At 56.3% G+C, this 26021-nt stretch carries 27 protein-coding genes and 1 tRNA gene; 7 read left to right on the forward strand and 21 right to left on the reverse strand.

From position 1 onward, the window contains the following. The 15 genes from H3L92_RS01490 to H3L92_RS01560 all read right to left on the reverse strand — a co-directional run bounded on the left by H3L92_RS01490 (nt 1) and on the right by H3L92_RS01560 (nt 14979). The gene (locus H3L92_RS01490) at nt 1–810 is read right to left on the reverse strand and encodes an SPOR domain-containing protein (protein ID WP_085365083.1); all 810 of its coding nucleotides are present in this window, start codon (nt 808–810) and stop codon (nt 1–3) included. Between the two features lie 112 nt (nt 811–922). Continuing rightward, nucleotides 923–2413 carry a YifB family Mg chelatase-like AAA ATPase gene (locus H3L92_RS01495; RefSeq protein WP_085365082.1) on the reverse strand — a complete coding sequence of 497 codons (1491 nt, stop codon included), beginning with the start codon at nt 2411–2413 and terminating at the stop codon, nt 923–925. 26 nt (nt 2414–2439) lie between these two features. After that, nucleotides 2440–2715: an accessory factor UbiK family protein gene (locus H3L92_RS01500; RefSeq protein WP_085365081.1), complete on the reverse strand. Its 276-nt coding sequence runs from the start codon at nt 2713–2715 to the stop codon at nt 2440–2442. Nucleotides 2716–3100: 385 nt separating this feature from the next. Then, the gene (locus tag H3L92_RS01505; RefSeq protein WP_085365080.1) at nt 3101–3568 is read right to left on the reverse strand and encodes a low molecular weight protein-tyrosine-phosphatase; all 468 of its coding nucleotides are present in this window, start codon (nt 3566–3568) and stop codon (nt 3101–3103) included. Next, nucleotides 3565–4656, reverse strand: a complete 1092-nt coding sequence (locus H3L92_RS01510; RefSeq protein ID WP_085365079.1) for a conjugal transfer protein — start codon at nt 4654–4656, stop codon at nt 3565–3567. The genes H3L92_RS01505 and H3L92_RS01510 overlap by 4 nt, the downstream gene beginning before the upstream one ends. A 158-nt stretch (nt 4657–4814) precedes the next feature. Next, nucleotides 4815–5591 carry an ADP-ribosylglycohydrolase family protein gene (locus H3L92_RS01515; RefSeq protein ID WP_085365078.1) on the reverse strand — a complete coding sequence of 259 codons (777 nt, stop codon included), beginning with the start codon at nt 5589–5591 and terminating at the stop codon, nt 4815–4817. A gap of 205 nt (nt 5592–5796) precedes the next feature. After that, the gene (gene msrAB / locus H3L92_RS01520; RefSeq protein ID WP_085365149.1) at nt 5797–7350 is read right to left on the reverse strand and encodes a bifunctional peptide-methionine (S)-S-oxide reductase MsrA/peptide-methionine (R)-S-oxide reductase MsrB; all 1554 of its coding nucleotides are present in this window, start codon (nt 7348–7350) and stop codon (nt 5797–5799) included. Nucleotides 7351–7634: 284 nt separating this feature from the next. Continuing rightward, nucleotides 7635–8663 (reverse strand): WaaS/CpsH family glycosyltransferase, encoded by a 1029-nt coding sequence (locus H3L92_RS01525; protein WP_085365077.1) that lies wholly within the window; start codon nt 8661–8663, stop codon nt 7635–7637. A gap of 80 nt (nt 8664–8743) precedes the next feature. Beyond that, nucleotides 8744–9757: a WaaS/CpsH family glycosyltransferase gene (locus H3L92_RS01530; RefSeq protein WP_085365076.1), complete on the reverse strand. Its 1014-nt coding sequence runs from the start codon at nt 9755–9757 to the stop codon at nt 8744–8746. A gap of 65 nt (nt 9758–9822) precedes the next feature. After that, on the reverse strand, nt 9823–10752 hold the full coding sequence (fabD, locus tag H3L92_RS01535) for an ACP S-malonyltransferase (RefSeq protein WP_085365075.1): 930 nt from the start codon (nt 10750–10752) through the stop codon (nt 9823–9825). 9 nt (nt 10753–10761) lie between these two features. Further along, complete coding sequence (locus H3L92_RS01540; protein ID WP_085365074.1) at nt 10762–12018, reverse strand: DUF1294 domain-containing protein; 1257 nt, start codon at nt 12016–12018, stop codon at nt 10762–10764. A gap of 176 nt (nt 12019–12194) precedes the next feature. Continuing rightward, nucleotides 12195–13160 carry a beta-ketoacyl-ACP synthase III gene (locus H3L92_RS01545; RefSeq protein WP_085365073.1) on the reverse strand — a complete coding sequence of 322 codons (966 nt, stop codon included), beginning with the start codon at nt 13158–13160 and terminating at the stop codon, nt 12195–12197. Nucleotides 13161–13361: 201 nt separating this feature from the next. Next, nucleotides 13362–13438, reverse strand: a tRNA-Pro gene (locus H3L92_RS01550). 107 nt (nt 13439–13545) lie between these two features. Next, a complete protein-coding gene (locus H3L92_RS01555; RefSeq protein WP_085365072.1) occupies nt 13546–14256 on the reverse strand; it encodes an SAM-dependent methyltransferase in 711 nt (236 codons plus the stop codon). Between the two features lie 132 nt (nt 14257–14388). After that, nucleotides 14389–14979 carry a Maf family protein gene (locus tag H3L92_RS01560; protein WP_085365071.1) on the reverse strand — a complete coding sequence of 197 codons (591 nt, stop codon included), beginning with the start codon at nt 14977–14979 and terminating at the stop codon, nt 14389–14391. Between the two features lie 51 nt (nt 14980–15030). Here H3L92_RS01560 and H3L92_RS01565 point away from each other — a divergent pair, with 51 nt between their 5' ends. From H3L92_RS01565 to plsX, 4 genes are all read left to right on the forward strand, one after another. Further along, the gene (locus tag H3L92_RS01565; RefSeq protein WP_085365070.1) at nt 15031–15534 is read left to right on the forward strand and encodes a YceD family protein; all 504 of its coding nucleotides are present in this window, start codon (nt 15031–15033) and stop codon (nt 15532–15534) included. 35 nt (nt 15535–15569) lie between these two features. Continuing rightward, entirely contained in the window at nt 15570–15749 is a 180-nt protein-coding gene (gene rpmF, locus H3L92_RS01570) for a 50S ribosomal protein L32 (RefSeq protein WP_003785213.1), read from the forward strand. 168 nt (nt 15750–15917) lie between these two features. Further along, entirely contained in the window at nt 15918–16445 is a 528-nt protein-coding gene (locus tag H3L92_RS01575) for a phosphoribosyltransferase (RefSeq protein ID WP_085365148.1), read from the forward strand. Nucleotides 16446–16512: 67 nt separating this feature from the next. Beyond that, nucleotides 16513–17577 carry a phosphate acyltransferase PlsX gene (gene plsX, locus H3L92_RS01580; protein ID WP_085365069.1) on the forward strand — a complete coding sequence of 355 codons (1065 nt, stop codon included), beginning with the start codon at nt 16513–16515 and terminating at the stop codon, nt 17575–17577. 59 nt (nt 17578–17636) lie between these two features. On the opposite strand, the gene H3L92_RS01585 is transcribed toward plsX, so the two are convergent. After that, nucleotides 17637–18509, reverse strand: a complete 873-nt coding sequence (locus H3L92_RS01585; RefSeq protein ID WP_143824304.1) for a helix-turn-helix transcriptional regulator — start codon at nt 18507–18509, stop codon at nt 17637–17639. Between the two features lie 101 nt (nt 18510–18610). Here H3L92_RS01585 and H3L92_RS01590 point away from each other — a divergent pair, with 101 nt between their 5' ends. Continuing rightward, entirely contained in the window at nt 18611–20734 is a 2124-nt protein-coding gene (locus tag H3L92_RS01590) for a TonB-dependent siderophore receptor (protein ID WP_085365067.1), read from the forward strand. A gap of 10 nt (nt 20735–20744) precedes the next feature. After that, complete coding sequence (locus H3L92_RS01595) at nt 20745–22274, forward strand: alpha/beta hydrolase-fold protein (RefSeq protein ID WP_158088138.1); 1530 nt, start codon at nt 20745–20747, stop codon at nt 22272–22274. Between the two features lie 36 nt (nt 22275–22310). Here the strand turns inward: H3L92_RS01595 and H3L92_RS01600 are convergent, their stop codons facing one another. From H3L92_RS01600 to H3L92_RS01620, 5 genes are all read right to left on the reverse strand, one after another. Then, nucleotides 22311–22916, reverse strand: a complete 606-nt coding sequence (locus H3L92_RS01600; protein WP_085365065.1) for a Maf family protein — start codon at nt 22914–22916, stop codon at nt 22311–22313. Then, a complete protein-coding gene (locus tag H3L92_RS01605) occupies nt 22913–23755 on the reverse strand; it encodes an SDR family NAD(P)-dependent oxidoreductase (RefSeq protein WP_085365064.1) in 843 nt (280 codons plus the stop codon). The genes H3L92_RS01600 and H3L92_RS01605 overlap by 4 nt, the downstream gene beginning before the upstream one ends. Nucleotides 23756–23986: 231 nt before the next feature. Then, nucleotides 23987–24340, reverse strand: coding sequence for a hypothetical protein (locus H3L92_RS01610; protein ID WP_143824302.1), 354 nt, complete (start codon nt 24338–24340; stop codon nt 23987–23989). 85 nt (nt 24341–24425) lie between these two features. Then, entirely contained in the window at nt 24426–24818 is a 393-nt protein-coding gene (locus tag H3L92_RS01615) for a hypothetical protein (protein ID WP_085365062.1), read from the reverse strand. A gap of 210 nt (nt 24819–25028) precedes the next feature. After that, a complete protein-coding gene (locus H3L92_RS01620; protein ID WP_085365061.1) occupies nt 25029–25277 on the reverse strand; it encodes a hypothetical protein in 249 nt (82 codons plus the stop codon). A 258-nt stretch (nt 25278–25535) separates the two neighbouring features. Here H3L92_RS01620 and H3L92_RS01625 point away from each other — a divergent pair, with 258 nt between their 5' ends. After that, nucleotides 25536–25964 carry a YqaA family protein gene (locus H3L92_RS01625; protein ID WP_085365060.1) on the forward strand — a complete coding sequence of 143 codons (429 nt, stop codon included), beginning with the start codon at nt 25536–25538 and terminating at the stop codon, nt 25962–25964. Nucleotides 25965–26021: the final 57 nt, after the last annotated feature.

Consider the following 26021-nt stretch of genomic DNA (forward strand, 5'->3'; position numbering starts at 1 on the left):
TTATTTCACGGAGCGGGCGAAGCTGTCCACGCCGTTGCGTTTGAGGGTTTGTTGGGTGCGGCGGGCGGCATCGCTGCTCATGCGGCCGCTTTGCACGCGGTAAACGGGTTTGCCGTTGGCTTCGCCTTCCACCACGCTTGACGACACGCCCATCATGGCCAGTTTGGCGCGGTGGGCTTCGGCACTTTCGCGGTTGTTGAACGAACCCATTTGCAGCACGGTGCGGCCGCCTTCGTCGTCGGCGGGCTGCTTGCCGCTATCGGCTTTTTTGGCCGTTTCTTTTTTTGCCGTTTCTTTTTTCGCGGCTTCTGCACGGGCGTTTTCACGCGCTTTTTCGATGCTGCCGCTGTCTAAAATCTGCTCGGGTGTGGGTTTGGCTGCTTTTTTCTGCTCTTCTTTTTTCGGCTGCTCTTTTTTCGCTTCGGGCTTAGGCTCGGGTTTGGCTTCGGGTTTTTTCACCGCCGGTTTCTGTTCGGTTTTGGGTTTGACTGCGGTTTGGGGCAGCACGGCTGCGGAAGAGCCGGAGGCGGCAGGCTCGGAAGCGGTTTGCCGGTCTTCGATAAAGCCGCCTAAAACGTCGGAAGCCGTATCAACGGGGGCGCTGGCGGCGGGCGGTGCGGATGCGGCAGGCTCGCTGCTTTTCGGTGTGAGGATTTCGGGTTTGGGCAGCTCTTTCTGCGCTTCTTCTTTGAATGCTTCTTTATTGCTCTTGTTCAAAAAGAACAAAACGCCGGCAATCACTGCGGTTGCCAGCAACAAGCCCAACATAAAGCCTGACAGGCCTTTTCCATACTGTTTTTTCGCGCTCATAAAATACCTACGATACCTTGATTTTTATTGGGTGATGCCGTCTGAAAACTGCTGTGCTCCCCAGTTTCCAAGCGGCGCATTTTAGCAATAACTTATGCTTGAAGCAAAAACCTTACAAAGCCCGACGAAAACTTACCGCGCGTAACACATGGGCGCGGCTGACGCCTTCGTCGCCGCCCAAATCGGCCAGCGTGCGCGCCACACGCATGATGCGGTGGTAGCTGCGGGCGGAAAGCGAGAGTTTTTCGAGCAGGCCGCCCAGCGTTTCGTGCGCCTCTTTAGAGACCATCGCCGTTTCGTCCAGTTCCGTTACGCTTAAGGCCGCATTGACCTTGCCCTGCCGGGCATACTGCCGCTCGCGCGCGGCCCGCACGCGCGCCGACACATCGGCGCTGCTCTCGCCGGCCTGCTGCTGCGCCAGCTCGGCGGCGGAAAGTGCGGGCACTTCGATGGTCAGGTCGATGCGGTCGAGCAGCGGGCCGGAGATTTTGCCGCGGTAGCGGGCGATGCTCTCGGGTGTGCAGCGGCAGGGTTTGGCGGGGTGGCCGAGATAGCCGCAGGGGCAGGGGTTCATGGCGGCAACCAGTTGGAATCCGGCGGGATAAACGGCTTTGTGCGCCGCGCGGGAAATATGGATTTCGCCGGTTTCCAGCGGTTCGCGCAACACTTCCAGCACCTTGCGGTCAAACTCGGGAAGTTCGTCTAAAAACAAAATGCCGTTGTGGGCCAATGAAATTTCGCCGGGGCCGGCATTTCCGCCCACCACCGCCACGGGGCTGGAAGTATGGTGGGGGCTTTGAAAAGGCCGTTGGCCGTGCAAATCCTGCCTGTGGTTGGGCAGCAGCGAGCGCAACGCCCACACTTCGATTAATTCTTCGTCGGTTAGCGGCGGCAGAATGGATGGCAGGCGCTGGGCGAGCATGGATTTACCCGTGCCGGGCGGCCCCATCATCAACAGGCTGTGGCCGCCGGCGGCGGCGATTTCCAACGCCAGGCGTGCGGTGTGCTGGCCTTTTACGTCTTTCAAATCGTGCAGGCTGCGGTTTTCAGACGGCCTTTGCGCCATATCGGCCTGCGTTTGCGCCAACGGTTCGACGGCGTTCAGGTGTGCGGCCACCTGCCCCAAGCTGCCGGCACCGTAAACCGTGATGCCGTTGATGATGGCGGCCTGTTCGGCATTTTGCTGCGGCAGGATAAAGGCGCGGCCGGCCTTCATGCCCTGCCAGGCCATCGCCAGCGCACCCCGCACGGGGCGCAGCGCGCCCGATAGGGCCAGCTCGCCCGCGAATTCGTATTGCGCCAGTTTGTCGGCCATAACCTGCCCCGAGGCGGCCAGTATGCCGAGTGCAATCGGCAGGTCGAAGCGGCCGGATTCTTTGGGCAGGTCGGCGGGGGCGAGGTTGACGGTGATTTTTTTGGCGGGAAATTCAAAGCCGCTCTGGATAATCGCCGCGCGCACGCGGTCGCGGCTTTCTTTGACTTCGGTGTCGGGCAGGCCGACGATATTAAACGCGGGCAAGCCGTTGGCAAGATGGGCTTCCACCTCCACCAACGGCGCGTTCATGCCGCTTAAGGCGCGGCTGTAAACAAGGGCTAACGACATTTGGCAGTCTTCGGTTTCAGACGGCCTTATTCGGTTTGTTCGGGCACTTCGGCGGCTTCCTGCGGCTCGGCGGTGCCGCCTTCGAGTTTGGCCAGGCGCGCTTCGAGTTCGGCCAGTTTGGTACGGGTTTTAATCAGCACCTGCTGCTGGATGTCGAATTCTTCGCGGGTAACCAAATCCATGCGGTTAAACGCGCTGCCGAGCAGGGCTTTCACGTTTTTTTCAACGTCTTTGGCGGGGCTGTTGGCGATGGTTTCGCTCACTTTGGCCGACACTTCTTCAAATATTTTTTTGCCGATCATTTTGCTGCTCCTTAATTCTAGGGGATTGAGGGCATTGTATAGCGAATCAGGCCGTCTGAAAACACGCGTTTATCAAAAGGTTTGCATGAATTAAGAACCTTGTAAAAACAATTTCAAGGCCGTTTGAAATACTTAAATCCAATCCCGTCATTTACGTGTAGATGGGAATCCGGATGGAAATATTAAGATTTTGATTAAACAAATGCTTGGATGCGAAGTACCTAGGTTTCCGTCTGCGTGTGAAGGATGGTTTAAGGTATTTTTACAAAGGTCTTGCTTGTATTTGGTAGTAGTGCGGAAAAAACCATCGTTTTAAGTTGTGATGTGTTTTTGTAAATGCGCCACTCTCTGGCTTTCAAATAGCCGTCTAAAAGTAAGGGGGAAGTTATGGGGTTAGCCCCAGTTTGCGCAGCAAGGCGCGGCTGCCGTCTGAAACGAGGCGGAAGGTTTCGTCGAAATCGCCGGTGTACCACGGGTCGGGCACATGGTTGTAGCCGCTTTCGGGTATCAGGTCGGTGAGTTTGAAAATTTGTTCGGGGCGGCGGCCGAACAGGCGTTCGAGTTCGGCGAGGTTGTTGTCGTCCATGGCGATGAGAAAGTCGTAACGGCTGCCGTCGCTCTGCCTAACTTGGCTGCTGGCGAAGCCCGAAGGGTCGATGCCTTGCTGCTTGAGTTTTTTCAGGGTGCCGTTGTGCATGTTTTCGCCGTTGTGCCAGCCCGAAGTGCCCGAGCTGGCGGTTTCTATGCGGTGTGCCACGCCCGCTTCGGCGGCCTGGCTGCGGAAAACGTATTCGGCCATCGGCGAGCGGCAGATGTTGCCGAGGCACACGAACAAAATGCGGTAGGTTTTCATGATTGTTCTGCAAACAAGGGGTTGTGGCCGGGCAGTTTGAGCGCTTGGGCGTAGGTGGGCAGTTCGGCTTCTTCGGGCAGCGCGTCGTGCAGCAGGCGGATGTTTTCCACTTGGCATTCGGCCATCAGGTCTAAAAAGTTCTGCTGGATGGTGGCAACGCGGTCGGCGGGCGAGAGCGGCCAGGCAAACACTTGGTCGGCCAGCTCGAAGGCGCTGTCGGTGGCGTTGAAGCCGAACAGGATTTTGCCGCCCTGCTGCGCGGCCATCACCACGCCTGCGCGCGGGCTTTGCAGGCGTACGGCGCGGAGGGCGTTGGCGGCAAACACGTCCATCGCCATGCGCAGGCGCATATGGCTGCCGTCGGTGAGGGCGGCCAGCGGCGTGGCGGGGGCGAGCGGGTTGGTGAACAGGGTGAGGCCGGGGCGCGTGAGGGCGGTTTGCCACACCTGCATCAGCGGCAGCGCGGCTTCGCGCAGGTTGGGGGTTAAGGCCGTCTGAATGTTTTTGTTGCTGTAGCCCAGGGCGAACACCACGTGCACCGACTGCCCTTGGGGTATGTCCAAATCGGCTTGCGGCAGTTTGGCGGCAAGCGCTTGGGCGGCGGCTTCGTTTTGTTTGGCGGCGAACCATTGGCCGGCGTTAACGGCGGCCAAATCGGCGGAGCGCACCAGTTTGGGCAGCCAGGTTGCCTGCACCAGCCCGCGCAGGTGCGGATAATCGGCCAGGCAGGCGCACAGTTCTAGCGCGGGGGCATCGAGCGGCAGCGTTTGCGGCTGGTTGCAGCCGGCCACCAGCACCACGGGCAGGGCGAACCATTGGATTTCATCATCGGTTTTGGCTTGCAGGGTGTCGTCCAAACCGTTTAACAGCGCGCGGTAGCTGTCGGCATCGGGTGCCATGCTCATGGCCACGGAAAGGCCGAGATAATGGTTTTGCTGCAACATCATATAGATTTCGGCCTGTAGCGATTCGGTGGAAAGTTTGCGCTGGGCGGCGGAAGTGCTGTGCACGATTTGCGAGGCGTAGGTGAGCAGGCTGTTTTTGACCGGATCGGTAGGATAGGGGCGGGTGTCGGGCAGGGTAAACATGGTGTTGCTTTCGTGTGTGCGTAAGATGGCGCATTATATAGCGAATCGGTTTGTTTACGGTATAAGGCGGCCGGCAGGGCTTGAGGCCGTCTGAAAAGATTTTTTCAGACGGCCTCAACGGTTTGCAAAGGTTCCGGTATCCGAACACAGCAACGCCGTTAACGGTTTGCGGAAACGGCCAGCAGCACGCTGCTGATGTCGGCGGGCAGAATGGCCAATGCCTGTTTTACGATTTCGTCGGGAATTTCGCGGTAAAACGCTTCGGCGATGCTGCCGGCGATGGCGGCCAGCGTGTCGCTGTCGCCGCCGAGCGAAACGGCCAGACGCACGGCGTGCTCGAAACTGCTGCTTTCCAAAAATGCGGTTAACGCCTGCGGTACGCTGCCTGCGCAGCTTGCGTCGAAGGTGTAGCCGGGGCGGATTTCGTCGCAGCTTTTGCCCAAATCGTAGCCGAACATTTTTTCGGTTTGCCGTTTGATAAAGGCTTTGCTGCGCCCCGTGCGCGCCCAGTAAACGGCGGCGGCCACGGCTTCGGCGCCTTTGATGCCTTCGGGGTGGTTGTGGGTGATGGCGGCAGAGGCACGGGCGCAGGCGAGGGTTTCGGCCAGCGTGCCGAACGCCCAGCCCGCCGCCGATACGCGCATGGCCGAGCCGTTGCCCCAGCTTCGGTAGGGTTGCGGATCGGGCTGCATAATCCAGCGTTGGAACGATGCACCGTAAGCGCCGCGCGGCTCGGGGTAGCGGCGGCACCATGCCTGCATCAGGGCGGCCAAATCGGTGCCGCAGCCGCCGAGCACCCAGTCGGCCACGGCGGCGGTGCAGACGGTGTCGTCGGTAAAGCCGCTTTCGGGTGTGAAAAAGGTGAAGTCGGTGCGCTTGCAGGGGGCGTTTTCAAAACGCGAACCTGCAATATCGCCGATGGCTGCGCCTAACATGGTTCTGCCTTGTTTGTGCGGGTTTCAGACGGCCCGGGACCTTTGCAAAAAAGCTGTTTTAGCCCTGAATTTATTTATGCTTCGTCATGCTCGTGCTTAACCCGGGTATCTCTTTTTCTTCTAAAACAAACAGATGCTCGGGTTGAGCACGAGCATGACGCAAGTGTTTTAAGGTGCCTAAAAGAATTTTGCAAAGGCCTCAGCTTTAGCGCGTTTGCTCGGTTACGGCGGCTTTCAGATGGCCGTAGCCTTCTGCGTCCATTTTATCGAGCGGGATAAAGCGCAGGCTGGCGCCGTTGATGCAGTAGCGCAGGCCGCCTTTGGCCGGCGGGCCGTCGGGGAATACGTGGCCCAAATGCGAATCGGCGGCGGTGCTGCGCACTTCGGTGCGGCGCATGTTGTAGCTGAAGTCGTTGTGTTCGGTAACGGACGAGGCGCTGATCGGGCGGGTGAAGCTCGGCCAGCCGCAACCCGAGTCGTATTTGTCGGCGGAGCTGAACAGCGGCTCGCCGCTGACCACATCGACATAAATGCCGGGGGCGAACAGGTGGTCGTATTCGTGGCTGAAGGCGTATTCGGTGCCGTTTTGCTGGGTGATGCGGTATTGCTCGGCGGTGAGCCGTTTTTTCAGCTCGGCATCATTCGGTTTGCGGTAGGCGGCGGCATCGAAGCCTTTGCCGTTTTGCGGGGCGGCCTTGCCGGGCAGCGGTTCGTCGGCTTTGCGGATGTCGATGTGGCAGTAGCCGTTGGGGTTTTTAACCAGATAGTCTTGGTGGTATTCCTCGGCTTCGTAAAAATGTTTCAGCGGCAGGTTTTCCACCACTAAGGGTTGGGCGTATTTCTGCTGTTCCTGCTTCAGCGCGGCGGCAATCACGGCCTGCTCGGCCGGGTTGGTGTAATACACGCCGGTGCGGTATTGGGTGCCGCGGTCGTTGCCCTGTTTGTTGAGGCTGGTGGGGTCGATAACGCGGAAATAATATTGCAGGATATCGTTAAGGCTTAGTTTGTCGGCATCGTAAACCACGCGCACGGTTTCGGCGTGGCCGGTGTTGCGGCGCACCACGTCTTCATACGAAGGGTTTTCGGTGTTGCCGTTGGCGTAGCCGGAAACGGCGTCAACCACGCCGTTGATACGCTGGAAATAGGCTTCCAAGCCCCAGAAGCAGCCGCCGGCAAGGTAAATGGTTTTGGTGTTCATCGCAGCAGGTTCCTTTTTCTGAGCGGGTTTGTAGAAGGTGTGTTTCAGACGGCCTATGTCGGCTTCATGGTTTTCTATCAGGGCCAACGCTTGCGCTTCGTTGATGCTGCCTTTCACGATGCGCGCGAGGTTGCCGTGTTTGTCGAGCACCGCCCACGAGGGGTAAACGCCGATATTCAGGCTTTTGGCCAAGCCGCCGCCTTCGTCGGTAACCACGGGCAGTTTGGGATAGTTCAGGCCGCGGTACCATTGCAGAAAATCGGCTTGGTTTTTTTCGCCGAGAAAGCCGGGCGAGGCCACGGTAATCAGATTGGCCGTCTGAAAGCGCTTATCTTGCGCCCATTGTTCGGTGTGGGCAAGTTCCGACAAACACAAGGGGCACCAGCTTGCCCAGAATTTTATCAGCGTGGGTTTGCCTTTGGCCAAATGCCGACCGGCGGGCTTGCCCTGCGTGTCGTGCAGTTGCTGCAAGGCTGCGGGCACGGGCGCGGCGTTGCCGGGCTTGATGTGGAACAGAAACAGTGAGGCAATCAGGGCGGGTATGGCCGACAAAAGCAGCATTTTCCAAAATGCGGACAGTTTCACGGAGGGTCTCCTGTTTTTAAATGATTGGGGAAAAGCGGCTTGTTTCGGCATCACGCCATAAGAGAACGTGATGCCGGAAATCATACTTTTCCGTTAGTTATATGGCAGCAGACGGGAACGGTGTCGGAAACTTACACGGTTTGATGTAAAACCGGTGGGAAGTCGGCGCGGCTTGTGGTTTGAGGCCTTTGTGAAATTCGTTCAGGCCGTCTGAATATTTTTCAGACGGCCTGAGGGTGTTTTGCAAAGACTTCGGTTTATCAGGCTTCGGGCAGGGCAATCGGCTGATAGGGCGGAATATCCAACACATAGCGTATCCAATTGCCGAAGCTGTATTTTTCACGGATTTCGGGGGCGGTTTCGTGATAGGGGCGCTTTAGGAAATCATCTATGCCGTCGAATGTTTCGCCGTCCCAAATGAAAATGTTGTCGGGGTGGTAGAAATCATATTTGGCGGTTTCGGTGTTGGTGGTAATCAGCTTTTTGCGGTAGCCGAGTGCTTCGAATGCGCGGAACGACAGGCCGTTGTGGATGGGTGTTTTGAAATCGACCAGCACTTTGGCACGGGCGGCGTGTTGCAGGTTTTCGGCGTAGTCGGAGGTTAGGGTGGAAAGTTTGATGTTGTCGGGGTAAAGGGCGCGGCAGGCTTTCTCTTCTTTGGCGGCGCAGACGATGTTGAAATCCAACGTCCAGCCGTGCGCGCGGGCCTGATGCCCGAATTCGGCAATCACGCCGCTGCGCTGCGGCAGGTGCGAGCCGACGAAATAGAAATCGGCATGGGTTTCGTCGGTTTGTGCGGCGGGGTAGTCGAAATAGAAATTGGTAAGCGGCAGAAAGTTGCCGTTTGGCTGCAAGTCGGCAGGGTCGAACACATAAAAGCGGTCGAATTTGGAAACGGTTTGCCAGATATCGGGATAGCGGTTCATGCCGTCCCATTGGTAATTGACCATGGTGCGGCGGATGCGGCGGCGGATTTCGGCCAGCAGTTCGGGCGCGTAGAGATCGCCCCTGATAAAGAGGGCGTAATCGGCTTGGCCGGCGGCATCGAGTGTGCTCAAGATATTTTGGTGAAATACGGCAGCCTGCAATTTCTGTTTGGCGTATTTGTCGCGCAATACCAGTTTTCTGAATTTAACGCCGAGCCGGGCGGATAGTGAAGGGTAGCGGAATGTACGGGGGTCGGAAACCAAATGGATCACGTTGAAGCCGTGATGTTCGAGGTTGGCTTGGATGCTTCGGTAGATACCCATATTGTCGGGCATACCTAAAAAAACGGTCGGTTTGTTCATGGCGGAGACTTTGGCTTTATGGGGTTTCAGACGGCCCGGCGCGGGATGGAGGCCGTCTGAAAACGGCGCGGGGCAAAGGTTTACGGCAGTGCGGCAGAGGGCGAAAATGCGCGCTGTATCCAGCTTCCGAACGAATAATATTGTTTGATTTCGGGATCCAACGCAACGTAAGGCTTGTTGAGAAAGTCTGCCAGCCCGTCGAGGTTTTTGCCGTTCCACACGAAAATATTGTCGGGGTGGTAGAAATCGTAGCCGGTAACGGTTTGGTTGTTGGTGATCAGCTTTTTATCGAAACACAGGGCGTCGAAAATCCGGAACGACAGGCCGTAATGGTCGAATTGGACAAAATCAACCACGGCACGGCTGCCGCATACTTTTTGCAGGTTTTGCTCGAAGCTCAGCACGGTGGAACGGTTGAGATAGGTGATGCCTTCGGTGCCGAAGGCTTTGCGGGCGCGCTGGTCTTTGCAGTAGATATGGAAATCAAGCGGCAGTTTCAGACGGCGTGCTTCTTCGATAAAGCGTTTGGTATCGACGGCGCGGTTGGCTTCGTAGCCGCCGAGAAAATACAGACCGTTGCTGCCGTTTTCGGTTTCGACCGGAAAGTCGAAATAAAAATTGGTGGTTGCTTCGAAACGGTGTTGGGGATATTTGGCCACATCGTTTTTGTCGAACACGAAGCAGCGGTCGAAATAGGGCAGGTAGTCGATGATATCGGGAAAGCGGCCGATGCCGTCCCATTGGTAGTTGATGCAGAAGGCGGAATGCTCGCGGATTTTTTTAATAATGGCTTTGGGGTAGATATTGGCACGTATGCACAAGGCGAAATCGGCTTTGTTGCCGCCCAGCGCGGCAAGTTTGCGGTTGATTTCGTTTTGAAAGCGCGAAAACTTCAGCTTTTTCTTATAGTCTTGGTTTTTAGTGATTTTTTTATGATAAAGCGCAGCCAGCCGGCTGCCCAGGTGCGGGTAGTAGGAATCCCGGTCGTCATAACACAGGTTAATAACATCGAAGCCGTGGTGGCGTAGGTTTTTCTCGATACATTGATCCAAGCCGTACATATAAGGCACGGCCAAAATAACGGTTTTGCTCATGGTGGGAGAGATTGTCGGATTTTCAGACGGCATGCGTGTTTCATGCCGTCTGAAAAGTTTCGTTATCAGGCTTGCGATTCGATAAAAGCGGCCACTTGTGCGGCATCGGTCAGCGCGCTGCACGAGGCTTCTTTGTTGATGCGTTTGGCCAAACCCGCCAGCACTTTGCCGGGGCCGCATTCTGCGGATTGGGTAATGCCTTCGGCAACCAGCGCGTTGACGGTTTCGGTCCAGCGCACGGGGCTGTAAAGCTGGCGTACCAAGGCGTCTTTGATTTTTTCGGCATCGTCGTAGGCGGCCACGTCGGCATTGTGGATCACGCGGATTTGCGGTGTTTTGATTGCCACGTTTTTCAATGCTTCGGCCAGTTGCTCGGCGGCCGGTTTCATCAGGCTGCAATGCGAGGGCACCGAAACAGGCAGCGGCAGGGCGCGTTTGGCGCCTTTTTCTTTGGCAAGTTCCATCGCGCGCTCCACCGCAGCGGCGGCGCCGGCAATCACCACTTGGCCGGGCGAGTTGAAGTTGACGGCTTCCACCACGCTGCCTTGGGCGGCTTCGGCGCAAACTTCGCGAACCACATCGTCGTCCAGCCCCAAAATGGCGGCCATTGCCCCTTCGCCTTGCGGCACGGCGCTCTGCATCAGCTCGGCACGCAGGCGCACGAGTTTGACGGCGTCGGCAAAATCCAATGCGCCCGCAACCACCAATGCGGTGTACTCGCCCAAGCTGTGCCCAGCCGCCACGGAGGGAGCTTTGCCGCCCGCTTCGAGATAGGCGCGGTAAGTGGCCACGCCGGCGGCCAGCATCAGCGGTTGGGTGTTGACGGTTTCGTTGATGGGGGCGGCATCATCGCCGTTAATCATCGCCCACAAATCCCGGCCGAGCACGGCGGAGGCTTCGTCGAAAGTGGCTTTCACAACGGCGGTGCCGTCGAAACCGTTCATCATGCCGAGGCTCTGCGAACCTTGGCCGGGAAAGAAAAATGCGAAAGACATGGCAATCCTTTAGTTTTTTAACAATGAAGCAAGCGGATTATCGGCATAATGTATCAGCAGCGCATAGGTGATGGCAATATTGATTGCCGCCACCAGCCAGAAAACGCGGATAAACGATGCTTTGCCGGTTTTGTGGTTGAAGGCGCCGCGTGCCAAAAGCGCGCCCGGCCAGCCGCCGATCAGGCCGATTTGGTGCAGTTTTTTCTCAGGCACGCGCCCCAGATAACCTGTTTTGCCGGCTTGGGTAACGGCGGTTTGCTTGTCGCTGCGGTAAAGCCAGAAGGCGGCAGCGCTGGCAAGCAGGTAAAACGCGGCCAGTTTGGTGGAATAATGGTTGACGGCCAGCAGGTAAACCGTACCGCTCAGGCCGTAACACAAAAATTTGCGCATATTCAGGTTCAGCTCGTGGTAATCGTAGGGGCGGTCGGAAAACAGCGACGCTTCGTGGCCGCTCAACACCACTTTCAGGGCTTTCTGCGGTTCGCTGCCGACGGGGCGGTTGCAGTAGAAACTCACCTGCTGCCCGGCCTGCGGCCGCTGCGATGTGTAGTGGAACGCAGAAATATGGAAAAACACGCTTTGCTTTTTTGCGGTGCGGATAAAACCGTAGCCTTTTTCGTCGTCCCAACTGATGATTTCGCCGTTTAAAACACGGTTGGCGGGCAGGGCGTGTGTGTCGGTGCCGGCGGTGCCGTGTTGCCTGGTATCGGCGCCGCCGGAGATTTGCGGGCTGTCGGCGCGGCCGGTTTCGGTTTGCGGCTGTTCTTCGGCGATAACGGCGGCGGGTTGTTGCGCCGTATCCGGTGCGGTTTCAGACGGCCTGCCGATAATATCGGCTTCCACCAAAAGCCATTGGCCGTTGCTGTGTTTGACCAGCCTGCCTTCCAAAACTTCGCCGGTTTCGGGAATGCGGGTTTGGTCGTTTAAAAACTGCCCCAAAATAAAAATCGGGGAACTGCGCTGCACCCGGTGGATGCCGTAGCCACCGTTTTGTTGGAAGTTCCATTCGGTGAGCGTTACTTCCACCCGTTCGTTTTCCTTTAAGGGCGGCAACAGCGACGCGCCTTCTGCGCACAGGCGGTTTTTGGCGTCTTGATGCAGGCAGAAACTGATGCGGTCTCCGCTTTTCGGGTGGGCGTAGTGCCGGCTTAAAGACGAGGCTTCGAGCAGAATCCGCTGTGCGCCGTGATCGTCGGAAACCACCGAGCCGCGTTGCAGCTCGGCGAACCAGTGCGTTACTGTGCCGTAATGTATTTGTTTGGTCATTTTCGTAATGTATTTGGTGAGTTATGGTTGGGCGGCCGGGAGCTTCCCCTGCTCGTTGATTGGCTGCCGTCGTTTTATTCGTTTTTTTTGTTTGGCCGTCTGAAAATATTCGGTTTGCTGTGGTTCAGGCGGCCTGAATGTTGTTTTTTTAAATGGTTTGCATTGTATTTGAATAGTTAGTATTTCAACAGCACCGCACCCCAGGCGAAGCCGCCGCCGATGCCTTCGAGCAACAGGTGCTGCCCGCGGCTGATTTGGCCGCTGCGTATGCCGCTGTCTAAGGCGAGCGGAATGGATGCTGCGGAAGTGTTGCCGTGTTCCTGCACGGTCAGCACCACTTTTTCCATGCTCAAACCCAAATGCTTGGCGGTGCTTTCGATAATGCGTTTGTTGGCTTGGTGCGGCACGAGCCAGTCGATTTGACCGGCGGTGTAGCCCGCTTCGGTGATCACTTCGTCGGCCACTTTGGACAGCATTTTTACGGCGAATTTGAATACGCCGGGGCCGTCCATGGTTAGGAAAGGCGTGCCCCAAACTTGGCCGTTTACCACTTGGCCCGGGGTTTTGAGCAGATCGAGGTAGTCGCCGTCGGCCTGTAACTTGCTGTGGATGATGCCCGGTTCGTCGGATGCGCCCAACACCACCGCTCCTGCGCCGTCGCCGAACAGTACGCAGGTGGTGCGGTCGTTCCAGTCGAGAATGCGGCTGAAGGTTTCCGCGCCGATTACCAACACGTTTTTGGCCATGCCGCTTCTGATGTAGGCGTTGGCGGTGGTGATGGCATACATAAAACCCGCGCACACGGCCTGCACATCGAAAGCAGGGCAGCCGCTGCTGCCGATGCCGAGTTTCTGCTGCACGATGGTGGCAGTGGAAGGAAAAATCATATCGGGCGTTGAAGTGGCAACGATGATCAGATCAAGCTCTTCGGCGGGCAGGTTGGCGCTTGCCAAGGCATTGCGCGCGGCGGCAACGGCCAAATCGCTGGTTTTTTCGTTATCGTCGGCGAGATGGCGGAATTTGATACCGGTGCGCGTGGTAATCCATTCGTCGGAAGTGTCTATTTTTTTGGCTAAATCATCGTTGCTGACGCGGTTGGCGGGCAAATAGCTGCCCGTGCCGAGAATCTTGGCATACTGCATGGTAACGCCTTTTAAGGGTTTGGGGGTAACGGCTATTGTAAGATAATCCGCCCGATTTTCCCAAATATTAATCGCAAGGGCGGCGGGAGGCTTCGAACAACGGCGGTTTGGCAAAGGTTTCGGCCGGCCGCCGGTGTTGCAAATAAAGCCAAACATAAGAAAACAGGCAGCTTTGAATTGCCAAAGCTGCCTGAGTTATGGTGGTCGGAATGAGAGGATTCGAACCTCCGACCCCTTCGTCCCGAACGAAGTGCGCTACCGGGCTGCGCTACATTCCGAATAAGCTGCGCATTATAGGTAAAGAATTTCTATTTGGCAAGATAGGGTGGCGAAAATTAACGGGGCGCTTTGCCGGCAGCTGCTTTTGCCGTTGTGATGGCGGAAGTCAGGCGGCGTGCACAACAAATATGGTGGGGCGTTTTTTCAGGTTGGGCAGTGGCCCGCTTTTGCGCCAGCCGGCCACGGTTCGGCTGATGATGGTTTGTGAAGGCAGCGTTAAATCGCTGGCGGTGCACAGGCGGGTGGCGGGGGAAAGTGTTTCGACGGCATCGGCCAGCAGCGCATCGTTACGGTAGGGTGTTTCGATAAACAACTGGGTTTCGTTGTGTTGGCGGGAGCGCTGTTCCAATGCCTTTAAGGCATGGATACGTTCGCTTTTTTCAGACGGCAGGTAACCTTTGAATGCAAAATTCTGGCCGTTGGCGCCCGATGCCATCAGAGCCAGCAGCAGGCTGGACGGGCCGACCAAGGGGCACACTTCGAAACCGTGCTCGTGCGCCAGCGCCACCAGGTTGGCGCCGGGGTCGGCCACGGCAGGGCAGCCGGCTTCGCTGACAATGCCCATGCTGCGGCCTTCTTGCAGCGGTTTGAGCAAATCGGGCAGGGTTTTGATGTCGGTGTGTTCGTTGAGCGTTTGCAGGTTCAGATTGCGTATCGGCGTAGTGATGCCCAAGTGTTTCAGGTGGGCGCGGGCGGTTTTTTCGGCTTCGACCACGAAGTCGGTAAGGCCGGTAATTTGCGCCTGTTCGTGCGGCAGCAGGCAGGGTGTGTCGGGTGTGCCGAGCGGGGTGGGGATGAGGTAGAGTATGGTGGGCATGGTTTCGGGCTTTCGGCGTAATCGGCAAACCGGCCGGTTTGATCAGGCCGTCTGAAAAAACAGGTTATTTTTTAATGAAATATTTTCAGACGGCCTCAAGGTGGTTTTACAAAGGTTCTGGTGTGATTGTTGTTAAATAACTTCCACATCTTCCGCCGCCAGAAACGCCACCAGTTTGAAAACCGGCAGGCCGATAAGGGCGTTGGGATCGGTGCTGTCTATCCGTTCCAGCAGCGCCGCGCCCAAGCCTTCGCTTTTGGCTGCGCCGGCGCAATAAACGGCATCGGGTTCGCGCTCTAGATAACGGCGGATTTGCCCGCCGTCCAATTCGCGCATGGTAACCACGGTTTTATCAACATGGGTGTGCAGGCCGTTGGAAGCGGTGTTGAGCAGGCAGAGCGCGCTGTAAAACTCAATACGCTGCCCGCTCAAGTCTGTCAGCATCTGTTGTGCGTTTGCGACGTTCATCGGCTTGCCGAGCTGGCGGCCGTTGCACCAGGCCACTTGGTCGGCACCGATAATCAGCGCGTGCGGAAATTTTCCGGCCAACGAGCGGGCTTTGCCGACGGCAAGGCGCAAGGCGGTTTGCTCGGCGGTTTCGCCGGGCGCGGGCGTTTCGTCGAAATCGGGACGGGCCGTCTGAAACGAAACCCCCAAGCGTTGCAGCTGGGCTTGGCGGAACACCGAACTCGAGCCTAAAATAAGCGGCAGATTTGCATTCATGTGTGTAAAAACATTGACGTTAAAGCAACGAAATTATATCATACCCCGTTTATGTCAGACCTTAATTTGATTGACCCCGCCGCTTTCGCCGCCGAAAAGCAGAGCCTGCAAGGCAGATTTTTGCTGAGCCAGTTGGACGAACGCGTTTGGTCGCACGAATATTTTGCCGACAAACAGGCCGAGGTGTTGTTTACGCTTCAGGGCGGGCAAGACCGCCTCGGGCGCTTGTTTCTCGATTTGGGCGTAACCGGCAGCGTGCCGCTGGTGTGCCAGCGCTGTATGCAGCCGATGCCGTTCGATTTCAACGAAACCGGCCGTATCGTGTTGTTCGGCGACGAAGCCGGTTTGGACGAAGCCATGCTTTCCGACGACGACTTGGAAGGCATGGTGGCGGAAGAAACGCTCGACGTGCGCACTTTGGTGGAAGACCAAATCCTGATGGCCCTGCCGTTTTCGCCGCGCCATGAAAACTGCGGCAACGCCGCCGTCGGAGAGGTCAACCGAGACAAACCCAACCCGTTTGCCGTTTTGGCAGGGCTGAAAAGCAGCCGCTGACCCGGTTTTACAGTTTTATATTTTAGGAGCTTGAAATGGCCGTTCAACAAAACAAAAAATCCCCCTCACGCCGCGGTATGCACCGCTCGCACGATGCCTTGACTGCGCCCGCCCTGTCGGTTGACGGCGCTACCGGCGAAGTGCACCGCCCGCACCACATTTCCCCCAACGGTATGTATCGCGGCCGCAAAGTGGTGAAAGCCAAAGGCGAATAATCCGCACCGCCCCCGTTATGAACGAAAGCCAGAAGATTGCCTTCCAACCGCAATTACTGGCTTTTTTGCGTTAAACGCCGCAGATTTGACATATCAATAAATCAGGCCGTCTGAAACCTTGTTTGCTTGTTTAAGGTATGTGCCTGCGGCATTGCCGGTATTTGTATGATGAAAAAGAAAGTCTGGTACACCTACGACGATATTCACCGTGTTATCAAGCAGCTTGCAGAAAAAATCCAAGCCTCGGGCGTGCGTTACGATGCCATGATAGCCATCGGCGGCGGCGGTTTTATTCCCGCGCGGATTTTGCGCTGTTTTCTGGAAATTCCGATCTACGCCGTAACCACCGCCTATTACGACAGCGATAACGAAGGCCAGGTAACCGACGGCGTGAAAAAAATCCAATGGCTGGACCCCATGCCCGAAACCCTGTGCGGTAAAAACGTGCTGGTGGTGGACGAAGTGGATGACAGCCGTGTTACGCTCGAATTCTGCCTCAACGAGCTTGCCAAAGAGCAGTTCGGCACCGTAGGCATTGCCGTTTTACATGAAAAAATCAAAGAAAAACAAGGCAAACTGCCTGAAAATATGCCTTATTTCAGCGGATTGACCGTGCCCGACTGGTGGATCAACTACCCGTGGGATGCCGAAGACATCGACGGACACAACCGCCTGGCAGCTCAGGCCGCAGAATGAGCGGCAGGTTTCGCGGCCGCAAAGCCCGGCCGTCTGAAACATTTGTATAACATACGGAGAAACATGAATGATTACTTTGGCCGTTGATGCCATGGGCGGCGATGCCGGATTGAACGTTACCGTTCCCGGTGCCGTGGCCTTTCTAAACCGGCAGAGCAACGTGAATCTGATTATGGTGGGAGACGAGGCGCTTGTGAAAGCCGCGCTCGCCGCCGCCCATGCGCCGATGGAGCGCATCACCGTTCAGCACGCTTCCCAAGTGGTGGAGATGGACGAAGCCCCGCAGTTGGCGTTGAAAAACAAAAAAGATTCTTCGATGCGCATCGCCATCAACCAAGTGAAAGAAGGTTTGGCGCAGGCCGCCGTGTCGGCGGGCAATACCGGTGCGCTGATGGCGACGGCGCGTTTTGTGTTGAAAACCATTCCCGGCATCGAGCGGCCAGCCATCGCCAAATTTCTGCCATCTTCCAACGACCACATGACATTAATGCTCGACTTGGGCGCCAATGTCGATTGCACCGAAGAGCAATTGATGCAGTTTGCCGTTATAGGCAGCGAACTCTACCAAGCCCTTTATCCCGAAAACGGCCGCGCACGCGTGGGTTTGCTGAATGTGGGCACGGAAGACATCAAAGGCACCGAAACCGTTAAGCAAACGTTCAAACTGCTGAAGGCAAGCAATCTGAACTTTGTCGGCAATGTGGAAGGCAATGCGGTATTTTCCGGCAAGGTCGATGTGATTGTGGCAGATGGTTTCGTGGGCAATATCGTGCTGAAAACCATAGAAGGCGCGGTGAAGTTTATGGGCGGCGCCATCAAGCAGGAATTTCAGGCCAATGTGTTCACCAAAGCCGCCGCCCTGGTTTCCATGCCGGCATTGAAAGGTTTCAAAAACAAATTCGATCCCCGCCGCTTCAACGGTGCCATCTTTCTCGGCCTGCGCGGCGTGGTGATTAAAAGCCACGGCGGCACCGATGCGGCCGGCTTTGCATTTGCGCTGGAGGAGGCTTATCACGAAGCCCATGCGGACAGCTTAACCAAAATAGAGCAGGGCGTAGCTGCGCAATTAGCGGTGATGATGGAGAAAAAGCTGGAAAGCGAGCAGGCGGCTATGGCTGACAATATCGGTTAGTGCCGGTTGGCAATATATTGTGGAAAAAATCAGGCTGACGGAATGTCAGCCTGATTTTTTTATGCTCCTGTCGGACGGTATCGGCTTGGCGGCCGCCCGAACAGTTTTTTAAAGGCTTTGCTGAAACATTCGGGATTGCCGTATCCGGCCAGCGCCGCCGCTTCGCCGACGCTGTGGTTTTGCAGCAGTGCGTTGCGTGCCAGTTGCAGGCGGTATTCGCGGCGGTAATGGGCGATGCTGATGCCGAAGGCCGTCTGAAATTCTTGCTGCAATGTGGTGGGATTGCTGTGGCAGGCTTTAGCCAATGTGTTCAGACAGGCATTGGCGGCTGCCGGATCGTGCAGCAGTTTGAGCAGTTTTTGCAGGCGCACGGACAACGGTTTGGCCGAGTGGTCGGGAAACAGAGTCTGCAAAACTTCTGCCGCCAGCACCATGCTCTGCATGGTTTGGTGCAGTGCCCGCCACGGTGCGGGGCGGCGGCAGGTCTGCATCAGGCTGCGGATTTTTTCGGACAAAGGCGGGGTAATCGCCAGATAGTGCGGTTGGAGATGGGCTTGGCGCAAGGCTTTCAGAATGTGGGGCGGGCAGCCCATGTTTTCCAGCCAAACATTGCTGCACAATAAAACCAGCTCGCGCTGGCGGCCGTTATGGAAGATTTTGCAGCCTTCTTCGGGCATATTGATCGGCAGGCAGGCCGCCGAGCGGTTGCTGTCTGCCTGCAACCTGATTTCGCGGCTGCCGAAGCGGAGGTGGGATTGTCCTTCCAAAGTAAAAATAAGGCGTAACGCCGGGTAGAAACGGCCGCTTTCGCGGCAGATTCCGCTCACGGTGGTCAGTTCGCTGTGTTTCAAGTCGAGGCCGCCGAGCATGGAGTAAGTGTTGACGGTGCCGTGTTGGTGAGAGAGGTGGACGGGGTGTGCGGTGTGAATCATTTTGTTGTGGTAGGGATATTGTTGCGGATTCTTCGGGCCGTGCGGCAACGGCTAATCATATAATAAATAAGAATGGTTCTTAATTCTAAGGAGTATCCGTGATGAAAACAAGCCGTTTGATTTTCCGCCTCGCACCATTGCCCGCGCTGTTTGCCGCTGCGTTCGCTTCCGCTGCCGAGCAGACCGAATTGGAAACGATTAATGTGTACGGCACGCGTAATGCTGCACGTTACGAGTATGTGACCGACTCCGCACAAACGCGCACCGCCGCCAAAACCGACGGTTCGCTGATGGATGTTCCGCAATCGTCCAGTACGGTAACGCGCCGCCATTTGGATGAGCGCGAACCGCAGGATATTGCAGAAACGCTGGCTTACACTTCGGGTGTGTCGGGCGGCTACCGCGGTGAAAATACGCATATCGAAATGTCGGTGCGCGGCATCGGCGGCAAAAGCAACGGCGGCGGGCAGCCGACGTTTTGGGACGGCCTGCGCTACGGCGCTTCGCTGGAAATCAATCCCTACATCATCGACCGCATCGACATTCTGAAAGGCCCCGCTTCGATGCTGTACGGGCAGAGCAATCCGGGCGGCATTGTCAACCTGATTACGAAGCAAGCCACCGGCAGCAACGAAAGTGAAATCGTGCTGAAAACCGGCAGCGGCAACCGCGCGGAAATCGGCTTGGATATAGATAAAGAATGGAACGAACAATTGGCCTACCGCTTGGTTGGCAATGCCAAACAAGTGGATTGGCAGGCGGGCAAACAGACGCGCCAACGCAGCCTGACGCTCGCGCCCTCATTGATGTGGCGGCCTACCGAACGCACCAAGTTGGTGTTGAAAGGGCTTTACGAACGGCAGCCTGAAGCAGGCGACCGCAATTTTCTGATTAGCGACGGAACGCTGTTTCCCGTTGACGGGCAACGCATTCCGCTCGACTTTTTCAGCGGCGACCCCAACTACCACGATTTGAACAACACCAAAAACCAAATCGGCTACGAACTGGAACACAAATTCAACGACAATCTGAGCCTGCAACAGAATCTGCGCTACGGCGCCTATAACAACTATCTGAAATCCTTGGTGGTGTGGAACCCGCTCGGCGGCAGCAATATCCGGCGTATGGCGCGGATTTTTGATGAAAACTGGCATGAATTTCAGGCGGATACCCGGCTGGTGTGGAAAACGGGTTCGGATGCGCTGCGGCATACGGTGTTGTTTGGTGCGGATTATCAGGACAGCCGCAGTGCTCTGAAAAGCTATTTGGGCGACGCGCCGCCGATTGACTGGCGCAATCCGGTTTACGGGGTGGCGGTCGATACGCCGGCTTTAAGCGGCGACGAAAAGAGCCGCATCCGTCAAACCGGCCTCTATCTGCAAGACCAGCTCGAATGGGGCAACTGGCGCTTCCTGCTCGGCGGCCGTTACGATATGGCCGATACTTCGCAGGAAGATATGTTCAGGGCAACATCCAACAGCAACTCCGACAATAAATTCACTTGGCGCGCCGGCGCGGTTTACCGTTTTTCAGACGGCCTCAGTGCTTATGCCAATTATGCGACTTCGTTTCTACCCGAAGCGGGCATCGCGGCCGACGGCGGCAGCCTGAAACCGACTACCGCCAACCAGGCGGAGGTGGGCGTGAAATACCAACCGACGCCGCGGGTGTTGCTGACCGGCGCGCTGTTCAACATCAACCAATCCAATTTGTCGGTGTACGATCCGGTAAGCTGGCAGAAAACACAGGTCGGCAAAGTCCGTACGCGCGGCGCGGAAATCGAAGTGCAGGGCGACATCACGCCGCAATGGGGCGTCAGCGGCAGCTATACCTATCTGGATAAGAAAGTACGTGAAGACAGCAATCCCGCACTGGTCGGCACCACGCAATGGGGCGTGCCGAAACACACCGCCTCGCTTTGGCTGGATTACCGCTTCGGCAGCCAAAGCCCGCTCAAAGGGCTGAGCATCGGCACGGGTTTGCGCTACACCGGCAAAACCTGGGGTGATAATGCCAACACCTTCCGTGTGCCCGCCTATACGGTTTGGGACATGAAACTGGCCTACAAACCCGGCACCGCCATCCCCGCATTAAAAGGCACGCAATTGCAGCTGAACGTGCAAAACCTCGCCGGCAAACAATATGTGGCCTCTTGCGCCAACCACGCCTCATGTTTCTATGGAAAAGGCCGTGTTTGGACGCTGTCCGGCAGCTATCGCTGGTAAGGCAGGCCGTATGAAATATTTGCTTGCTTTGGCTTTCGCCGCCGCACCGCTCACGGCAGCAGCCGATACGGTACGGCAGGCCTGTCTGAAAGGCCGCGCCGAAGAGCGGATTGCCGTTGATTTAAACAAAGGCCGTTATATTGAAGGAAACATCGAATTCAGCCGTCTCGACTTTTCCCGCGGCGGTGTGTCGTTGAGCGCGGTTTCCGATACCGCGTCCGAACGCAAATTGTTCGCCGACCAAACCAACCGGCAGGATTTTTTGTTGTGGTATCCGCACGGCAGCCGCATTTGGCTGAAACTGAGCGCACCGGGCAACCGCCATCTGTGTTACCGCCTTACCCTGAAACAGAGTGCGGCGCATTACGATGAAATGGTGCGTGAAAACGCGGCACCGCAAAGCCCGCGCTTGCAGCAGTTGCAGCGGGAAATTAACCGGCAGGGCAGCCGTGCCGAAGAGAGGTTTTGGGCGGAAATCCGCCGGCAGGGTGCACCGTTGGTGGAGAAAACCGATAGCGGGCACAGCCTGCTCACTTTTCTTTACCGCGATGCGGCATACAATGTGCGCCTGCTCGGCGGGCCGTCGAATGATCACGAATGGTTGGAAAAACTGCCCGGCAGCGGCGTGTGGTATAAAACATTTAAAGTGCGCAACGATTTGCGGCTGAGCTATCGTTTGGCGCCCGACATTCCCACACCCGACGGTGCCGATGCCTACCGCAGCCGCCGCGCCCTATTGTCGGTGTTGGTGCCTGACCCGCTCAACCGCCGCCGTTTTGCCGAATCCTCACTGGTCGATTTGGCAGAACCGCACGATCAGGCAGCCGTTGCGCCGCGAGGCCGTCTGAAAAACTATGCGTTTCACAGTAAGAAGCTCGGTAACACCCGCCGTATCTGGATTTACCAAACCGACCCGCAAGCCGCCGACCCCGTAGTGCTGTATCTGTTCGACGGTTGGCAGTATCTTTACGAAACCCGCCTGATACCGATACTCGACGGCCTGCGGCGCCAAAACAAACTGCCGCCCGTGGCGGTGGTATTGATCGATAATGTAAACAGGCGCGCCGAATTGCCGGCCAATCCCGATTTTGCCGATATGCTCGCCGAAGAGCTGCTGCCTTTTGTCGAACAGCATACCGCCATCCGCCACCGGCCGCAGCATACGGTTGTTTCAGGCAGCAGCTACGGCGGTTTGGCCGCGGCTTATGCGGCCTACCGCCGGCCGGAAACTTTCGGCAATGCCATCCCGCTTTCCGGTTCGTTTTGGCATAAAAACAGTAACGGGCAGAAGTTGGCTGACCAATTTGCCGCGCAAAAAATGCCGCCCCAACATTGGTTTATCGCCGCCGGCAGCTACGAAACCGCGCGCGCCGGCGAAGACCCGGCCGACGGCATTGCCGCCGGCAGCCGCCGTTTGACCGATGTGCTGACTGCGCAAGGTCGCGATGCCGTTTATCGGGAATACAACGGCGGCCATGATTATGCTATCTGGCAATATGCCTTAACCGACGGCTTGGTTTATTTGTTTGGCAGGTTTTGAATATTGCCCCACTGGTGTTGTGGCCGGCAAATGGTTTCAGGCCGTCTGAAAAGGCGGGGTGGCCAAACCCAAGCTTTTCAGCAAGGTTACGGTTTCAAACACGGGCAGCCCCATCACGCCGGTAAAGCTGCCGCGCAGGTTTTCCACGAATATTCCGCCCAAACCCTGAATGCCGTATGCGCCGGCTTTGTCCATCGGCTCGCCGCTGGTGATATAGGCGGCGATTTCGGCTTCGCTCAAGGTTTTGAAAGTAACGTCGCTCTGCTGTATCAGGGCGCGGGTGTCTCCTTGCCAATAAACGCATACGGCCGTTAATACTTGGTGGGTGGTGCCGGAAAGCCGGCGCAGAATATCGGCGGCATCTTCTGCCGATTGGGGTTTGCCGAGAATGTGGTTGTGCAGCGCAACGGTGGTGTCGGCACTCAGCAGCGGGTATTCGGGCGCAAAAGGATGTTGTGCCTGCCAATAAGCAACGGCAGCGGCGTTTTTTTCAAGCGCCATTCGCGCCACATAAGCGGCGGCGGCTTCGTGCAGATAAGGGGTTTCGTCGATTTCTGCGCGCAGACGGGCAACGGTGTAGCCGAGGTTTTCGAGAATTTCGCGGCGGCGCGGGCTGCCTGAAGCAAGGTAAACCGTGTTCATTTGCCTTGTCCTTCGACGGCGCCGCGTTGCATGCGGTCGAGCAGCCAAATGGGCAGCAGGCGGCGCAGATACCAAAACAATACGGTGGGAAAGGTAACGAGATAGCGTGCTTTGGGCCGGTCGGCAGTGAGGGCTTTGACGCACACGGCGGCACAATCGGGCGACGACATGGTGAAAGGCGCCACCGCGCCTTCCGCCTCCAGGCGGTTGAGCTGGCGGCGGTAGTTTTCGGCGTGGAAGCTGGATTCGATGTCGATATATTGGTGCAGTTTTTTCAAGGCGTTGGGGCGGAAGCGGGTGGCGATAGGGCCGGGTTCGACCAGGCTGACAAAAATACCGCTGCCGTGGGTTTCGTGGCGCAGCGTGTCGCACATGCCTTCAAGCGCGAATTTGGTGCTGTTGTAGGCGCCGCGCCAAGGCATGGCCGAAAACCCCAAAATGCTGCTGTTTACCAAAATCCTGCCGTGGCCTTGCTGCCTGAACACCCGCATGGCCAGGCGGATACATTCCCATGCGCCGAAAACATTGGTTTCAAACTGCTCGCGCAAAGCCTCTCGCGGAATGTCTTCCACCGCGCCGACCTGGCCGTAGCCCGCGTTGCTGAACAAGGCGTCGAGCCTGCCGCCGGTTTGTGCCAGCAGGGTGTCGAAAGCGGCCTGTATGCTGCGGCTGTCGGTAACGTCCAGTTGCAGCGCATCGGTTAAGCCTTCGCTGCGCAGGCGCTCGACGTCTTCGGATCGGCGGCATGTTGCGAATACGCGCCAGCCGAGCGCGTGCAGTTGTTTGGCAGTATCGTAACCGATGCCGCTGGAGCAGCCGGTGATTAAAATGGTTTTCATAATATTAATGGTTTGATGGGTGCGGAGGGTAAGTATATAGCCAATAAATATTTTCCGATACCGGGAGACAGGCCGCCGCATGGGAGCGGCAGGGCGCGGCAAGGCCGTAGCGGAAATTGAAACAGCCGTTGCCGATAATAACAGGCAGAGGTTTTTGCAAAATCGTTTAGGCCGTCTGAAAACAAATGCGGAATTTGCTTTCAGACGGCCTTTTAGTAGGGCGAAACAGATTTAAAGCCGTTGCACGCGCTGTTTAAGCGCTGCGATTTTATCTTTCAGTTTCGATACGCGGGTGTGCCAGATTACCAAAGCGCCCGATACAAGCAGCAGCAGCAGCAGGGTGGTGCCGCCGGTTTGGTAATCGCCGAAATCCTTAAGCTGCATAATGTTGCCGGCACCCGCAATAACCGGTGTGGAGGGGGCGGCCAAAATCACAAACATCACGCCGCACACCGCCAGGCATGAAAACAACAGCACCATGCCGGTTTTCAGCCGCCAGTTTTTGAAGCGGGCGATAGCCAGGCCGACAGCCGTCAGCACGGCCGACGCTGCCGAAAAGGCCAATAGTGCCGACCATTTGTCCACTACCGTTTGCGTGGAGATAAAAGCGGTCAGCCCCAGCATATACAGACAGAAAACGGCACCACAGAAAAATATCATACTCAACAGATTACGCATTACCTATTCCACCGGAGGTTTGAAAATAAAAATGGGTACGGGAGCGGAACAAAAAATACACGATGCAGGCAAACAGCACCACCCCGTAAAGCAGCATCGGTTGGTCGGGCGATACCGCCAGATTAAATACGATACCCGCCGTGCCGTAAATCACATACAGCCAGCGCCCCCAGTTTTTGGCACGCAGCATGGCTGCACCGGCAATGATGTTCAACACCGATTCCGAATAAGCGGCCGAAGTATAAATGCCTATCGGAAACGGGATGTGGCGGATGATTTCCTGCATTTCGGGGTTGTGCCGGGTTGCCAGCATGGCCAGGGTGCTTAATACCGAGGCGGCGATTAAAAACCAGGCGAGAACCGTTACAAAAAGCGGTCGTTTCATAAGTTATCTAAAAAATACATTTTTTAACAAAACGAATTATGCCAAACAAATTACGCTTGTGACTATTTTTTAGATAAACGGTTAAATTTCCGCATAAAGGTTGTTGGGGCATTCCGAGCGGGAGAAACCGCCGTTTTCTATCAAACCATTGCAGTCGCCCGCGCTTGATATTTGCGGAATGCCGGGGTTGTTTTTATTAAATACAAAAAGTTAAAAAACAATTTCTGTCGGATTTTTTAAATCTTGCCGGCGGAAGGCTGGTTTTATCATGCCGGGCAGACGAGCTTTTTTGCCGGATTTTAAAGACGTGCCTTGTTGCATATTTACTACGTTGTCATTTTGTATGGGCTGGTTTGTTTCAACTTTCCATGCACTGCCTTGCCTGCGTAAAACCAAACATTGCTTATCTTTTTTTAACGAAAAGCGGCTGAAATTTGCAGGTTCGGTTTGGGTGGCCAAATTATGTTCGGGTTATGTTTCAGACGGCCTCGGTGCGAAGCCTATCGCAAGCGGCACGGGTTTTAACAAAAATTCGAACAAATTTCGGTTATTTTCACAAAACTGCGGATTAGGTCAACAAGCGGCATACGGGTGGCAGCTGTGGCGGTTTAACGGCATAGTACGGCATGGTAATGTTGTGGTGCGGTATAAAAAACCGTCGTCGGCCGGGTGCTTTGCATTACAATACGCATTTTTCTGCCGTGCCGACCGCCTGCTATGGAATTATTCTGGCTTTATGCCGCCTTGGCCGCATCTGCTTTCACATCCGCCACCATTCTGCCCGGTACGTCTGAAGCCGCTTTCACCGCTTTTGTGCTCCGCTATCCGGAAGCTTGGTTGGGTGCGTGGCTGGTGGCGGGCTTTTTCAACGGGGCGGGCAGTATTGTATCGTATGGTATGGGCAGATTGTTGCCCGATAAGAAAAGGCCGTCTGAAAAAATATTTAAGTTTCTGAACCGATACGGTATTTGGACGCTGCTTTTGGCCTGGGTGCCCGTTGTGGGCGACGGGCTGCCGATTGCGGCAGGCTGGCTGCGCCTGAATGTTTGGAAATGCTGCCTGATTTTGACGGTGGGCAAACTGATACGCTACGGCATTTTGCTCGGCGGCATACAGGCTTGGAACGGAGCGGCATTTACGGCTTGAGCTTAGCGGGCCAAACTTCAGCATCGGAAAAATTTTGCCAGGTATTGATAGGAATAT

Source organism: Neisseria dentiae (assembly GCF_014055005.1).
Classification (GTDB): domain Bacteria; phylum Pseudomonadota; class Gammaproteobacteria; order Burkholderiales; family Neisseriaceae; genus Neisseria; species Neisseria dentiae.

What these genes read in the sequence shown, in the direction of transcription:
- H3L92_RS01490 (WP_085365083.1), bottom strand. Translation starts at nt 810, where the DNA reads ATGAGCGCGAAAAAACAGTATGGAAAAGGCCTGTCAGGCTTTATGTTG.
- H3L92_RS01495 (WP_085365082.1), bottom strand. Translation starts at nt 2,413, where the DNA reads ATGTCGTTAGCCCTTGTTTACAGCCGCGCCTTAAGCGGCATGAACGCG.
- H3L92_RS01500 (WP_085365081.1), bottom strand. Translation starts at nt 2,715, where the DNA reads ATGATCGGCAAAAAAATATTTGAAGAAGTGTCGGCCAAAGTGAGCGAA.
- H3L92_RS01505 (WP_085365080.1), bottom strand. Translation starts at nt 3,568, where the DNA reads ATGAAAACCTACCGCATTTTGTTCGTGTGCCTCGGCAACATCTGCCGC.
- H3L92_RS01510 (WP_085365079.1), bottom strand. Translation starts at nt 4,656, where the DNA reads ATGTTTACCCTGCCCGACACCCGCCCCTATCCTACCGATCCGGTCAAA.
- H3L92_RS01515 (WP_085365078.1), bottom strand. Translation starts at nt 5,591, where the DNA reads ATGTTAGGCGCAGCCATCGGCGATATTGCAGGTTCGCGTTTTGAAAAC.
- msrAB (WP_085365149.1), bottom strand. Translation starts at nt 7,350, where the DNA reads ATGCTGCTTTTGTCGGCCATACCCGCCCTGATTGCCTCACTGTTTCTG.
- H3L92_RS01525 (WP_085365077.1), bottom strand. Translation starts at nt 8,663, where the DNA reads ATGAACAAACCGACCGTTTTTTTAGGTATGCCCGACAATATGGGTATC.
- H3L92_RS01530 (WP_085365076.1), bottom strand. Translation starts at nt 9,757, where the DNA reads ATGAGCAAAACCGTTATTTTGGCCGTGCCTTATATGTACGGCTTGGAT.
- fabD (WP_085365075.1), bottom strand. Translation starts at nt 10,752, where the DNA reads ATGTCTTTCGCATTTTTCTTTCCCGGCCAAGGTTCGCAGAGCCTCGGC.
- H3L92_RS01540 (WP_085365074.1), bottom strand. Translation starts at nt 12,018, where the DNA reads ATGACCAAACAAATACATTACGGCACAGTAACGCACTGGTTCGCCGAG.
- H3L92_RS01545 (WP_085365073.1), bottom strand. Translation starts at nt 13,160, where the DNA reads ATGCAGTATGCCAAGATTCTCGGCACGGGCAGCTATTTGCCCGCCAAC.
- H3L92_RS01555 (WP_085365072.1), bottom strand. Translation starts at nt 14,256, where the DNA reads ATGCCCACCATACTCTACCTCATCCCCACCCCGCTCGGCACACCCGAC.
- H3L92_RS01560 (WP_085365071.1), bottom strand. Translation starts at nt 14,979, where the DNA reads ATGAATGCAAATCTGCCGCTTATTTTAGGCTCGAGTTCGGTGTTCCGC.
- H3L92_RS01565 (WP_085365070.1), top strand. Translation starts at nt 15,031, where the DNA reads ATGTCAGACCTTAATTTGATTGACCCCGCCGCTTTCGCCGCCGAAAAG.
- rpmF (WP_003785213.1), top strand. Translation starts at nt 15,570, where the DNA reads ATGGCCGTTCAACAAAACAAAAAATCCCCCTCACGCCGCGGTATGCAC.
- H3L92_RS01575 (WP_085365148.1), top strand. Translation starts at nt 15,918, where the DNA reads ATGAAAAAGAAAGTCTGGTACACCTACGACGATATTCACCGTGTTATC.
- plsX (WP_085365069.1), top strand. Translation starts at nt 16,513, where the DNA reads ATGATTACTTTGGCCGTTGATGCCATGGGCGGCGATGCCGGATTGAAC.
- H3L92_RS01585 (WP_143824304.1), bottom strand. Translation starts at nt 18,509, where the DNA reads ATGATTCACACCGCACACCCCGTCCACCTCTCTCACCAACACGGCACC.
- H3L92_RS01590 (WP_085365067.1), top strand. Translation starts at nt 18,611, where the DNA reads ATGAAAACAAGCCGTTTGATTTTCCGCCTCGCACCATTGCCCGCGCTG.
- H3L92_RS01595 (WP_158088138.1), top strand. Translation starts at nt 20,745, where the DNA reads ATGAAATATTTGCTTGCTTTGGCTTTCGCCGCCGCACCGCTCACGGCA.
- H3L92_RS01600 (WP_085365065.1), bottom strand. Translation starts at nt 22,916, where the DNA reads ATGAACACGGTTTACCTTGCTTCAGGCAGCCCGCGCCGCCGCGAAATT.
- H3L92_RS01605 (WP_085365064.1), bottom strand. Translation starts at nt 23,755, where the DNA reads ATGAAAACCATTTTAATCACCGGCTGCTCCAGCGGCATCGGTTACGAT.
- H3L92_RS01615 (WP_085365062.1), bottom strand. Translation starts at nt 24,818, where the DNA reads ATGAAACGACCGCTTTTTGTAACGGTTCTCGCCTGGTTTTTAATCGCC.
- H3L92_RS01625 (WP_085365060.1), top strand. Translation starts at nt 25,536, where the DNA reads ATGGAATTATTCTGGCTTTATGCCGCCTTGGCCGCATCTGCTTTCACA.